Source organism: Actinomadura geliboluensis, from assembly GCF_005889745.1.
Lineage (GTDB): Bacteria > Actinomycetota > Actinomycetes > Streptosporangiales > Streptosporangiaceae > Spirillospora > Spirillospora geliboluensis.
Genome location: NZ_VCKZ01000276.1, coordinates 1 through 12,748, shown reverse-complemented (window position 1 = coordinate 12,748; position 12,748 = coordinate 1). Strand labels below are relative to the sequence as shown.

The following is a 12,748-nucleotide window of genomic DNA, read 5'->3' as shown; positions in this document are numbered from 1 at the left end:
TAAGAGACAGACGTACGCCCGCGCGCTCTCCGCGCGGACGACCGGTGATCTGCCGGGACATCAGCCAGCGCACCGCGCCGTGCACGACCGGCCGCAGCTCCGGGTCGCTGCTGAGCACGTCCGACCGCGAGCAGTTCAGGACGAAGTAGGTGGTGCGCGCCGCGAGGGCGTACAGCCGCCAGCCGAGGCGGAACTCCAGTGAGTCGGGGTCGCGATCGACCAGGGCCTCGGCCTCCATGGCCTTGAGGGCGCGCGAGACCTGGCTCTTCTCACGGTTCAGCAGCCGGGCGATCCGGCTGACGCCCAGGCCGCGCGTGGCATGTCCGGCCTGTGCGAGTAGGTCGAGTATTTCCAGGTCGCGACGGAGCCCGTTGGACGGCGCCGGGTTCGTGGATGACGTCAGATCGGCGGGGCGGGCCAAAGCGCTCCTCCCGGTCAGAACAGCTGTTGCGTTTAGTGCAACAAGTATTGCACAGATTTGAACAGCGTCCTACGGTCATGCCAGCGAGCCGGGAAGCCCGGCCGAAACCTCCATCGAAAGGGACAGGAGGAATCGCATGACGTTCAGCGAGTACGTGTCGTCCCGCGGGGACGAGTTGCTCGAGGCGACCGGCCAGCACGCGCTCGTCGTCGCGTTGTCGATCCTCGTCGCCACCCTGATCGGCGTCGGGATCGGTGTGCTGACCTACCACCGGCCACGTCTGGCCGTGCTGTCGGTGGGCACCGCCGGCGGCTTCCTGACGATCCCGTCGTTCGCGCTGCTCGGCCTGCTCATCCCGTTCCTGGGGCTGGGCTGGACGCCGACCCTGGTGGCGCTGGTGATGTACTCGCTGCTCCCGATCGTCCGCAACACGATCGTCGGCCTGCGCTCGGTCGACCCTGCGGTGGTGGAGGCGGGCCGCGGGATGGGGATGAGCGAGGCCCGGGTGATGGCCCGGGTCCAGTTGCCGCTGGCCTGGCCGGTCGTTTTGGCCGGGATCCGGGTGTCCACTCAGATGATCCTCGGCATCGCCGCGATCGCCGCTTACGTCGCCGGCCCCGGGCTGGGCAATCAGATCTTCGACGGGCTGGCCCGGCTCGGCTCGGTGAACTCGCTGAACGCAGCGCTCGCCGGCACCCTGGGCGTGGTCGTCCTCGCCCTCGCCTTCGACCTCTTCTACCTCCTCGTACGCCTACTCACCACCCCCAGGGGGCTCCGTGCTTGACAGCGGCGGCGGTGGCGTCCGCATCGAACTGGACGGGCTCACCAAGCGCTACCCCGGCCAGGACGAACCCGCGGTCGACAACGTCACGATGGTCGTTCCGGCGGGCGAACTGGTCGCTTTCGTCGGCCCGTCCGGTTGCGGCAAGACCACCACCATGAAGATGATCAACCGGCTGATCGAGCCGACCTCCGGCTCGGTCCGGATCGGCGGCGAGGACGTGCTGGGGATGCCGCCGGACCGGCTGCGCCGCCGGATCGGGTACGTCATCCAGCAGATCGGTCTGTTCCCGCACCTGACCATCGCGGAGAACGTGGCGCTGGTGCCCGGGCTCCTGGGCTGGCCCAAGGCCAAGGTGCGGGCGCGGGTGGAGGAACTGCTGGACCTGGTCGGCCTGGACCCCGCCCGGTACTCCCGCCGTCACCCGCGCGAGCTGTCGGGTGGCCAGCAGCAGCGCGTCGGCGTCGCGCGGGCGCTGGCCGCCGACCCGCCGGTCATGCTCATGGACGAGCCGTTCGGCGCGACCGACCCGATCACACGCGAGCGGTTGCAGAACGAGTTCCTGCGGCTGCAGCGAGAACTGCGCAAGACGATCATCTTCGTGACGCACGACTTCGACGAGGCCGTGAAACTCGGCGACCGGATCGCAGTGTTCCGCGAGCGTTCCCGGATCGCGCAGTACGACACCCCGGCCCGCGTCCTGGCCGAACCCGCCGACGACTACGTGGCCGGCTTCATCGGCAGCGACACCACGCTCAAGCGGCTCGCCCTGGTCAGCGTCACCGAACTCGCCGGGAGCGGCGGCGCGACCCCCGCCGCGCCGTCCGGGACGTTGCCCGAGGTGGTTTCCACCGCCACCCTCCGTGAGGCGCTCGACGTCATGATCGCGAACGGTACGCGGCAGGTGGCCTGCGCGGACCGAGTCCTGTCGTACGAGGAGATCTGCGCGGCGGTCGCACCGGCACGCGAGGACGAGGCGGTGCCCGGTGCTCGCTGAATCGTCTGGCATGGCCGCCGCCCCGGCCCTGGCCCGGCGTGCCGCGGCGCGGAGGGCCACCCCGCGGCTCCTGCTCACCCCGCTCCTGCTTGCCGCGGTGCTCAGTGCCCTTTACCTGTGGGTGTCGAGCCTGTCCCTGGACTCGATCGAGCGGCGCACTCTCAACACCGCCTACATCACCGCACGGGTCGGCGAGCATCTGCGGCTCACCGGGATGGCCGTATTGCTGGTCGTGCTGATCGCGATCCCGCTGGGCATCGCCCTGTCCCGCCCGGCGGCGCGCTGGCTGAGCCCCCTCGCACTCGGCCTGGCCAATCTCGGGCAGGCCACCCCCGCGATCGGCCTGCTGGTCCTGCTGACCATCCGGTTCGGGGTGGGGTTCCGGATTGCGCTGATCGGGCTGGTGGCATACGCGGTGCTGCCGGTGCTGCGCAACACGATCGTGGGCGTCCAGCAGGTCGACCCGACCTTGGTTGAGGCCGCCCGCGGAATGGGAATGACCCGCGCCCAGGTCCTGCGGCGGATCGAACTCAAGTTGGCGATCCCGGTGATCTTGGCCGGGCTCCGCACCTCGCTGGTGATGGCCGTGGGCGTGGCGACGCTGGCCACGTTCGTCAATGCGGGCGGTCTGGGCGACATCATCGTCAACGGGATCAAGCTGAACAGGACGCCCGTGCTGGTCACCGGTAGCGTCCTGACCGCCGCCATCGCGTTCTTGGTCGACTGGGCCGGCGGCGTCGCCGAGGACCTACTGCGCCCCCGGGGCGTCTGAGACCCCGCGCCACGAGCGGCCCCACCGGAAGCGGTGTGCCGGCCCCCACTCCACCACCTATTCCATGTGAGCCTTCGGGAGTTTGTAATGTCCAATATTTCCAGAAGACGGAGCCCGGTCCTCGCCTCGGCCGCAGCCGCGCTGGCGGCCGCCGCGCTGGCCGCCTGCGGCTCGTCTGCCGAGGTCGAGCAGGGCAGCCTCGGACAGGAACTCAAGGGCGCGACCTTCACGGTCGGCTCCAAGGACTTCTCCGAATCGATCGTGCTCGGCAAGATCACGATTGCGCTGCTGCGCGCCCACGGCGCCACCGTCAACGACAAGACCAACATCAAGGGCTCGACGAACACCCGTACAGCGCTGACCTCCAAGAACATCGACATGTACTGGGAGTACACCGGCACCGGCTGGGTGACCTACCTCAAGCACACCCAGCCGATCCCCGACCCGGGGCGCCAGTACGAGGCCGTCGCCCGCGAGGATCTGGAGAAGAACAAGGTCGTCTGGACGAAGCCCGCCCCGCTCAACAACACCTACGCCTTCGCCGTCCAGAAGGACAAGGCCACGTCGCTCGGCGTCACCAAGTTCTCCGACGTGGTGGCCCTGGCCAAGTCCAAGCCAGCCGAGGTCACCTTCTGCATCGAGAGCGAGTTCTCTACCCGAGACGACGGATGGCCCGGCCTGACCAAGGCGTACGGCCTCGACGTGCCGAAAAGCAACGTCAAGCTGGTGGACACCGGGGTGATCTACAGCGAGACCAAGAAAGGGCAGACCTGCACCTTCGGCGAGGTCTTCGCCACTGACGGCCGGATCGAGTCCATGGGCCTGACCGTGCTCCAAGACGACAAACGCTTCTTCCCCGTCTACAACGCGGCGCTGACCTTGCGGCAGGAGACCGCCGCCAAGTACCCGCAAGTCCAGCAGTACCTCGATCCGGTCGCCGCCAAGCTCACCGATGACGCAATGCGCAAACTCAACGCCCAAGTCGACGCGGAGGGGCTGGAGCCGGAGAAGGCCGCCGTCGACTGGCTCACCGAACAGGGGTTCCTCAAGTGACGAACATGAACCCGCCCGCCTCAGATGCGGCGCCCGGCCCGGCGATGGCCATGCAGATCGGCGAGAGCTTCGTCGGTAACGGAGCGCAGGCCGCCCACATCAACACCGTCCTCGGGCATCGTTCCGGCCCTGCGGGAACCGCCTGGGCCACGGCCCTCGCCACACCCCGCGCCGGTCATGTCCCGTTCGTCGCCGTGCTGAAGCCCGGGGTGCCGGCCAAGCCCATGACGCTCTTCGTCAACAAGGCCGCCGCCGACACTACCGCGCACGCAGAGCTGACGTGGGGAGCGGCCCAGGCGGGCGTGGCGGCGGGCGTGATGGACGCCGTGGCCCAGGGGGTCGTCCCCGCCACGGCGGTCGACGATCTGGTGCTGATCGCCGCCGTGTGGGTCAACCCGGAGGCCACCGACGCCGATCTGGTCTACGCCAACAACCGCGCGGCCACCTGTGCGGCGCTGCGCGCGGGGGCGGCCGGGCTGCCGAGCGTCGAGGAGGCCCTCGGCGCCCGGCACTCGCCCGCCAACCCGTTCTATACACCCTCGAGGGACACATGAAGATCACCGATATCCGACTCGACCGGATGCGGCTGCCCCTGGACCCGCCGTTCTACGCGGCTTGGGATCCCGTCCCGCGCGGCCACTTCGACGCCACCTTGGTGACCATCGAGACCGACGAAGGCGTGGTGGGCTACGGCTCCGGCGACACGATGGACGGTTTCGAAGGCCACGAGCACCTGTTCGTCGGCCGGGATCCGCTGGCCATCGTCAACCATGTCAAGACGCTGGAGACCATCAACTTCCACGCGGGCCGCTACTGGCCGGTGGAGGCCGCACTGTGGGACGTGATCGGCAAGGTCAGCGGCCTTCCCGTGGCGGGGCTCTTCGGCGGCGCCACCGACCGGCTGCCCGCGTACGCCTCGTTCGGGGAGCTGCGCCCGCCAGCCGAACGCGCCGAGGCCGCGCTGGCGGCTAAGGAGGCGGGCTTCCGCGCCATGAAGATCAGGGTGGCCAGGGAGCGCTTGGCGGAGGGGATCGCCGCCGTCCGCGCCACCCGCGAGGCGCTCGGGCCCGAGATCGCACTCATGGTGGACCTCAACCAGTCATGGCGGATGTCCGGCGACATCGCACCGGCCCTGGATCTGGCCTCGGTACGCCGGGTCGCCGCCGAACTGGCGGAGCTGGACGTGCAGTGGCTGGAGGAGCCGCTGCCACAGTACGACATCGAGGGTGTGCGGACCGTCCGGGCACAGACGGGCATCCGCGTCGCCGGCGGCGAGATGGTGCGCACCATGCGGGAGCTGCTGCACCTGCTGGAGACCGACGCGCTGGACGTCTACCAGCCCGACGTGGTCCTCTCGGTTGGGATGCTGCGCGCTCGGACCCTGGCCGAACTGGCCTTCGCGCGGCACCGCTGGTTCACCCCGCACACCTGGAGCAACGGGCTGGGCGTTCTGGCGAACCTGCACGTCGTGGCCGGTGTCGGCGGCGGTCCGTTCGTCGAGTTCCCCTATGACCCGCCGGGCTGGACGCCCGAGCGGCGGGACTTCTTCCTGACCCGCCCGGTCGGCGTCGACGGCGACGGCTGCATGAGGGTCCCCGACGCGCCCGGGCTCGGGGCCGAGATCGACCATGACGCGGTGCGCCGCCTGGCCCGAGGATGAGAGGGGAACGACCGTGACAGCGCACGAGCACACGTACCGGACCTGGCAGGATCGGGCGGCGAGCCCGGCCCCGCGGCGGGAGCTGTTCATCGACGGCGCGTTCATCCCGGCCGCCGACGGCGCGACCTTCACCAAGGTGAGCCCCCGCGACGGGGGCGAGCTCGCGCGGATCGCCGCCGCGGGCGAGGAGGACGTGGACCGCGCCGTCCGAGCCGCCCGGCGCGCGTTCGAGGACGGCCGGTGGGCGGCCGCGAGCCCGGGCCACCGCAAGGCGGTCCTGCTGCGGTTCGCCGAACTGATCCGCGCGAACCTGGAGGAGCTGGCCCTGCTGGAGACCCTCGACGTGGGCAAGCCGATCAGCGAGTCCCTGCGGGTCGACGTGCCGGGCGCGGCGAACTGCGTCCAGTGGTACGCCGAGGCGATTGACAAACGCTACGACGAGATCGCCCCGACCGGCGCAGAGGCGCTCGCTATGATCACGCGCGAGCCGCTTGGGGTCGTCGGCGCGGTGGTCCCGTGGAACTACCCGCTGCTCATCACCTCCTGGAAGATCGCCCCTGCGCTGGCGATGGGCAACTCGGTGGTGCTCAAGCCGGCCGAGCAGTCGAGCCAGACCGCGCTGATGCTCGCCGAGCTCGCGGCCGAAGCGGGTCTGCCCGACGGCGTCCTCAACGTCGTTCCCGGACTCGGGCCGGTGGCGGGGGCGGCGCTCGGCCGCCACCCGGACGTGGACAAGATTGCTTTCACTGGCTCCACGGCGACCGGCCACCGGTTCCTGGAGTACGCGGCGCGCTCCAACGGCAAGCAGGTGGCGCTGGAGATGGGCGGCAAGTCGCCGCAGATCATTCTGGCCGACGCCGAGGACCTGGACGCGGCGGCCTCCGCCGTCGCCTGGGGCATCTTCTACAACGCCGGGCAGACCTGCAACGCCGGATCGCGGCTGTTGGCCGACACCCGGATCCTGGACGACCTGCTGGCCGGCGTCACCAAGGTCGCTGAGACGATCCGGGTCGGTGACCCGCTCGACCCGGCCACCGAGATGGGCGCCATCGTCGACCGGGCGCAGCTGGACAAGGTCCTCGGCTACGTCGAGCTCGGCCGCGAGGAGGGCGGGCGGCTCGTCACCGGCGGCGGCCGTGTTCGTACCGAGAGTGGGGGCTACTTCGCCGCCCCCACCGTGCTGCGCGACGTCAGCAACGACTGCCGCGTCGCGCAGGAGGAGATCTTCGGACCGGTGCTGACGGTCACGGAGATCGGCTCGGTAGAGGAGGCCGTCCGGCTGGCCAATCAGACCCGGTATGGGTTGGCCGCGAGCGTGTGGACCGGTCGGCTGTCCACGGCGCACCGGGTCGCCCGTGAGCTGCGCGCCGGAACCGTATGGGTCAACACATTCGACGCCAGCGACGTGATCACACCGTTCGGCGGGTTCAAGGACTCCGGCAGCGGACGGGACAAGTCCCTGCACGCGCTGGACGCCTACTCCGCCCTCAAGACCACCTGGATCAACATGGGCGAGCACACTGCGGGGGACAAATGAGACTGGGATTCATCGGCCTGGGGAACATGGGCGGTCCCATGTGCCGCAACCTCCTGGCCGCCGGGTACGACATGGCAGTGCATGACGTGCGGCGCGCGGCCGCCGCCGAGGCCGAGCGGATGGGAGCCGCCTGGGCCGCTACCCCTGCCGAGGCAGGTGCGGGCCGCGACGTGGTGATCACGATGCTGCCCACGCCGCAGCACGTCGAGACCGTGCTGGTGGGCCCTGGCGGACTGCTCGACGCCCTAGGCCGGGGCGCGGTGTGGGTGGACATGTCCACCTCGGTGCCCGCGGTGGCCGACCGGGTCCGCGAAGTCGCCGCCGGGCGCGGGGTGCACGTGCTCGACGCGCCGGTCTCCGGGATGGCTGCCGGAGCCCGCGCCGGGACCCTTCAGATCTTCGTCGGCGGCGAGCCCGAGGTGTACGAGCGGGTCCGGCCCGTGTTCGAGGTTCTCGGCGATTCCGACCGGGTCATGCGGGTGGGCGGCCACGGCGCCGGCTACACGGTCAAGCTGATGATCAACCTGCTGTGGTTCGCGCATCTGGTCGCCACCTGCGAGGTGCTGGCCATCGGGACCAGCTCAGGGGTTGAGGTCGGGGTGCTGCGCGACGCGCTGCTCGCCAGCCCCGCCGCCAGCAACTTCCTGGACCGCGACATGCTGTCGGTGTTGCGCGACGGCGACTACGACGACTCTTTCGCTCTCGCCCTGGCCTGTAAGGACCTCGGTCTTGCCAACGACCTGGCGCGCGAGGTCAAGGTTCCGGCCGAGCTGGCGGCCCTCGTCGAGCAGGTCTACCGGCGGGCGCGCCGCAGCTACGGCGACCTCGCTGGCGAGATGACGCCCATCAGGCTCTGGGAGGACCTGACGGAGGTCCCCCTGCGACTCGAACCCCAGGGAGTTTGACCATGGACGAACTCACCCTCACCCCGATGCCCGCGGCCCATCTGGGACCTGGCAAGGTCCGTGTCCTGGGCGAACTCGCCGGGTCGCGCCGCGTCCTCGTGGTGACCGACCCGGGCATCGCCGCCACCTCGGTGCTCGATGCCGTCCGGGGCACGCTCCCGGACAGGGAGGTCGCGGTCTTCACCGGCGTTCACGCTAACCCGACCACCGATGACATCGGCGAGGGTGCGATCGTGGCCCAGCACACACGGGCTGAGCTGGTGGTGGCGCTGGGCGGCGGATCAGCCATGGACGCCGCCAAGGGAATCGCCCTGGCTGCGGTCAATCCGCAGCGCGGACGCGACCTGGACTACCGCGGCGACCTTCGCAATGCCGGCTTGCCCATCCTCGCTGTGCCGACCACGGCGGGCACCGGCGCCGAGACCAACGCTTTCGGCGTGATCACCGATATCGAGACTCACCGCAAATTCTACGTCGGGCATGCCAGCACGCTGCCCGAGGCCGCCGTCCTCGATCCGGAGCTGACCGTGGGTCTTCCGGCCGGACCCACCGCGGCCACCGGCATGGACGCCCTCACCCACGCCCTGGAGTCGTTCTCCTCCGTACGGGCCAACCCGTGGTCGGACGGGATCGCGCTGCAGGTCATCCGTATGGTCTCGGAGCATCTGCCGCGCGCCTACGACGATGGGAAGGATCTGCAGGCCCGCTCGCAGATGCTGCTGGCGGCCCACATGGCCGGGGTCGGCATGGCCGCCACGGGGCTGGGCCTGTGCCATGGGATCGCGCACCCGCTCGGCGGGCGGTTCGACATCGTCCACGGTGTCGCGCTGACCGCGCTGCTCCCGCACGTTCTGCGCTTCAACCTGCCGGTACGGCTGGAGCGGACGGCCCGGGTCGCCTTCGCCCTCGGAGTCGGCGACACCGCCAAGCCCGACGCATGGAACGCCGACGCCGCGATCGACGCCGTTCGTGCACTGGGCGTCCGGGTCGGCCTGACCGGCGGGCTGGCCGAGCACGGCGTGACCGAGGAGGACTTTGGCCAGCTGGCCAAAGACGCGTTGGCGGACGAGGTCACGGTCAACACGCCCCGGCTCCCGTCCATCGGCGAGATCTCCGCGATCCTCGCCGCCGCGGGATGAGGAGCGAGATGACACCAGGCGGCTTGTTCATCGGTGGCGTGTGGCGGGAGCCGAACACCACGTTCGAGGTGCTCGACCCGGCGACCGGCCGGGCGGTGGCCCGGGTGGCCGACGCGACCGCACGGGACGCGCTCCAGGCACTAGATGCCGCCTCGGACGCGCAGCCGTCCTGGGCGGCCACCGCCCCACGGGCACGGGCCGAGATCCTGCGCCGGGCCTTCGATTTGATGACCGAACGTGCGGAACCGCTCGCCCGGCTGGCGACCAGCGAACTGGGCCGTCCCCTCGCCGAGTCGCGCGCCGAAGTGGCCTACGCCGCTGATTTCCTGCGCTGGTTCTCCGAGCAGGCGGTGCGGGTGGGCGGCGAGTATCGAACCGCGCCGTCCGGGGACTACCGGATCGTCACGTCGCGCGGCCCGGTGGGCCCGTGCTACCTGATCACCCCGTGGAACTTCCCGCTGGCCATGGTGACCCGCAAGGTCGCGCCCGCCCTGGCGGCCGGCTGCACGATGGTCCTCAAACCGGCCGAGGCCACTCCGCTGACCGCCCTCGCGCTGGCGGAACTGCTCGCCGAGGCCGGCCTGCCTGACGGCGTGCTCAACGTCGTCCCCACAATGGCGCCAGCCGAGGTCACTGAGGCGCTGCTCGGCGACGGACGGCTTCGCAAGCTGTCGTTCACCGGCTCCACCGAGGTCGGCCGGCGCCTGCTCGCCCAGAGCGCCGCGGGCATTTTGCGCACCTCCATGGAACTGGGCGGTAACGCGCCGTTCCTGGTCTTCGACGACGCTGACATAGATGACGCCGTCCAGGGTGCCGTGGTGGCCAAGATGCGCAACTCGGGACAGTCCTGCGTGGCGGCCAACCGCTTCATCGTCCACGAGGCCGTCGCCGAGGAGTTCACTGGCGCGCTGCACGAACGTCTCGCGGCGGTGGAGGTGGGCCGGGACGTCGGCCCGCTGATCGACCGGGACGCCCTGGAACGCGTTGACGGGCTGGTCATCGACGCTAAGCAGCGCGGTGCCGTGGTTCGGTTGGGCGGCGCGCCGCAGCCCGGACCGGGCTGGTTCTATCCGCCGACCCTCCTCATCGGCGTTCCCGACGACGCCGCGATCGCCCGGCAGGAGATCTTCGGGCCGGTCGCCGCGATCGCCACCTACCCCGACGAATCCAGCATGGTGACCGCGGCTAACGCCACCCCTGCGGGCCTGGTCGCCTACCTGTTCAGCCGCGACCTCGGACGTGCACTGCGCGTCGGGGAGGCGTTGGAGGCGGGCATGGTGGGCATCAACCGTGGCCTGGTCTCCAACGCGGCCGCGCCGTTCGGCGGAGTCAAGCAGTCGGGCCTCGGCCGGGAGGGAGGCATTGAGGGCATCGATGAGTACCTGGAGGTGAAGTACCTGGCCGTTCAATGACGTCTTCCCTCCCGCCTCGGGCCTTTCGGTGTCGCCCGGACTGGATATGAGCGTGGGGGCAGGCGGAGGCGGGAACGCAACTGTTGGACGGACCCACCAGAGCTGGAAGACGAAGTACCGAGCCTGCATCCTCAGCATGGTTGCGTCCACGAAGGTGGTGTATGAGTTTGACCTGGTCAGAGGGCACGGCGACGTGACGTGAGACGGCCATCGCGTCATCCTTCGACTCGACCGAGATCAGAAGGAGAAGAAGCGCGATGGCCGTGGACAACAGTGTGGACCCTAATGACTTCCGAGGGGCTTCGGGCCCGGTAGCTCATTCTCGACCGATGCCTATGTTGACTCTAGGCATCGACCTCTCCTCGCTGACGGCGCGCGGGTCGGGGTGAGCAACCGGTGGGCGGTGACCGAAGGGTGCCGGGAGACGTCTCGGCTGTTCCTGGTCGTGTAGTCCTCCCCATAGGCAGCGCGGCCCGGCGCCTCTCGATCGCCACTCACCGGATCGGCGGGTTCGAGAAGATCGTGTTCTGAGCCGACTGTAGGGACCACCGCTCGGTTGACCGGCGCCTCGAGTCCTCACCTGAGCGCCAGGCCCTGCGGCGGGCTGGGGCCACGAACTGCTGATCGGGTGTCCCTAAGATCCTTTGTGCCCGGGGTGAGTTGCTCCGGATACCCAGGACGACGGGGTGTGGCTGATCGGATGTTGCCTTGAGGCGGCCCGGCTTGGCTGGCCGCCCCGTCGTTCTGGACACCCTGTCCGCTGATTAAGGGCTGATGCAAGTAGTCGCTGCTAAGAGGGCGATGCGCCCGGCGGCGTCGCCGGTGGAGTAGGCGGTGTCGCCGAAGACGCCCACCGGCGTGTCCTCTCCAACGAGTAGGTCCAGTCCGAGGACGCCCTCGTGGTGGGCGGCCCCGGCGCCCGGTCGCAGGCGCCACCGCGGTGAACGATCCGGTCTCGGGCTCGACGGCCAGGTGGGCCTTGGAACCGTCCTGGCGGTGAGCGCGGGTTTTGTGGACGTGCCTGGCTTCGGGGTCGACGATCGAAATCACCCGGTCCGGGGCGGTGCCGTCGGTGATGCGACAGCGTCCGTCGCGGCCGTCGGAACCGTCGGCCGATTCGACGTCCTGCCCGCGACCTGGGCCAGGATGCCGACCGTGTTCGCGGCCCGTTCCCCCAGTTCCTGCCCGGGCAGGTGTCCCAGCAGCCGCAGTGCGTCGGTGACCAGGGCGTCCACCAGGTCGGCGCGGGCCTGCTCGTCGTTCAAGGCGATGCGGGGCTTGCCCGGATCGGTGTAGTCGTGCGCGGTGCACCGGGCGGTGGCGACCTCGGCTGCTCCCGGCACTTCGCAGATCGCCGCCCGGACGGCTGCGATGAGCTGGGCTACGGTGTCCTGAGTGGCCACCGCAGTCCGCACGGTCTCGGGTCCAGCGCCCGCCGCTGCCGGCCCGTGAGCACCCCGGTCGCCTGGACACGTGTCGGGCCGCTTCGAAGATCCGGTCCGGCCGCGCCGAACGCGCCAGCCGACGACGGAAGTAGGCCGGCAGCGACTGGCCGAACGCGGTGTCGTGCAGGCCCGGCCCGCAGGCGGCCTTCCTCTGCAGGTCACGCCGCAACTCCTGCACGGTCTCAAAGTCCGACAACCCGTGCAGGGCCTTCAAAAGGATCGCCGCGGCGAACGGGCGGCATCGACGGCCGCCCGTTCGCCGACGGATACATGTCGGCCGAGCATCTCCGCCGGGAACAACGCGCCCCGGTGCTCGGCCAGGAACGCGAACACGCTCCCGGCCGGAATGAGCACCCGGCACGTCTCCCACACGTCCGGACCGACCGTCTCCCCGGCCCATTCACCCATCACCACACCGCAACACATTGGTCCCGCCGCGGCTGCGACGGGGCCCGAAACCAAGATCTTCAGCAGTCTTCTAGCGCGGCTCCCACGAGCGTCCGGCACGGGCGTCAGGGCAAGAAGGCGGTCGCCTCTACCTCGATCAGCCAGTCGGGAAGGCCGAGGGCCTTCACGCCGAGGAGGGTGCTGGCGGCGAGCGGCCATGGGTCGCCGTAGACCTCCCG

General features: G+C 70.1%; 12 protein-coding genes. 10 read left to right on the top strand and 2 right to left on the bottom strand.

What is annotated here, in order from left to right; genetic code table 11:
* A partial coding sequence (locus ETD96_RS30310) for a helix-turn-helix domain-containing protein (RefSeq protein ID WP_240808330.1) occupies positions 1-421 on the bottom strand: 421 nt, incomplete at its 3' end.
* A 136-nt stretch (positions 422-557) separates the two neighbouring features.
* On the opposite strand from ETD96_RS30310, the gene ETD96_RS30305 reads away from it, so the two are divergent.
* The 10 genes from ETD96_RS30305 (at position 558) to ETD96_RS30260 (ending at position 10,677) form a co-directional block, all read left to right on the top strand.
* On the top strand, positions 558-1,205 hold the full coding sequence (locus tag ETD96_RS30305; RefSeq protein WP_138639907.1) for an ABC transporter permease: 648 nt from the start codon (positions 558-560) through the stop codon (positions 1,203-1,205).
* Positions 1,198-2,199: an ABC transporter ATP-binding protein gene (locus tag ETD96_RS30300; RefSeq protein WP_274704653.1), complete on the top strand. Its 1,002-nt coding sequence runs from the start codon at positions 1,198-1,200 to the stop codon at positions 2,197-2,199. The genes ETD96_RS30305 and ETD96_RS30300 overlap by 8 nt, the downstream gene beginning before the upstream one ends.
* Before the next feature lie 10 nt (positions 2,200-2,209).
* The gene (locus ETD96_RS30295) at positions 2,210-2,971 is read left to right on the top strand and encodes an ABC transporter permease (protein WP_138639906.1); all 762 of its coding nucleotides are present in this window, start codon (positions 2,210-2,212) and stop codon (positions 2,969-2,971) included.
* A gap of 87 nt (positions 2,972-3,058) precedes the next feature.
* Positions 3,059-4,024, top strand: a complete 966-nt coding sequence (locus ETD96_RS30290) for a glycine betaine ABC transporter substrate-binding protein (RefSeq protein WP_138639905.1) — start codon at positions 3,059-3,061, stop codon at positions 4,022-4,024.
* Between the two features lie 5 nt (positions 4,025-4,029).
* Positions 4,030-4,578 (top strand): formaldehyde-activating enzyme, encoded by a 549-nt coding sequence (fae, locus tag ETD96_RS30285; RefSeq protein WP_240808331.1) that lies wholly within the window; start codon positions 4,030-4,032, stop codon positions 4,576-4,578.
* A complete protein-coding gene (locus ETD96_RS30280; protein ID WP_138639904.1) occupies positions 4,575-5,684 on the top strand; it encodes a mandelate racemase/muconate lactonizing enzyme family protein in 1,110 nt (369 codons plus the stop codon). Before fae ends, ETD96_RS30280 begins: the two co-directional genes overlap by 4 nt.
* Before the next feature lie 13 nt (positions 5,685-5,697).
* Positions 5,698-7,221: an aldehyde dehydrogenase gene (locus tag ETD96_RS30275; protein WP_240808329.1), complete on the top strand. Its 1,524-nt coding sequence runs from the start codon at positions 5,698-5,700 to the stop codon at positions 7,219-7,221.
* Positions 7,218-8,126: an NAD(P)-dependent oxidoreductase gene (locus tag ETD96_RS30270; RefSeq protein WP_138639902.1), complete on the top strand. Its 909-nt coding sequence runs from the start codon at positions 7,218-7,220 to the stop codon at positions 8,124-8,126. The genes ETD96_RS30275 and ETD96_RS30270 overlap by 4 nt, the downstream gene beginning before the upstream one ends.
* Positions 8,127-8,128: 2 nt before the next feature.
* Positions 8,129-9,265, top strand: a complete 1,137-nt coding sequence (locus ETD96_RS30265) for an iron-containing alcohol dehydrogenase family protein (protein ID WP_138639901.1) — start codon at positions 8,129-8,131, stop codon at positions 9,263-9,265.
* Entirely contained in the window at positions 9,262-10,677 is a 1,416-nt protein-coding gene (locus ETD96_RS30260) for an NAD-dependent succinate-semialdehyde dehydrogenase (protein WP_138639900.1), read from the top strand. The genes ETD96_RS30265 and ETD96_RS30260 overlap by 4 nt, the downstream gene beginning before the upstream one ends.
* Before the next feature lie 1,046 nt (positions 10,678-11,723).
* Here the strand turns inward: ETD96_RS30260 and ETD96_RS48250 are convergent.
* Positions 11,724-12,080 (bottom strand): hypothetical protein, encoded by a 357-nt coding sequence (locus ETD96_RS48250; protein WP_420884799.1) that lies wholly within the window; start codon positions 12,078-12,080, stop codon positions 11,724-11,726.
* Between the last annotated feature and the right edge of the window lie 668 nt (positions 12,081-12,748).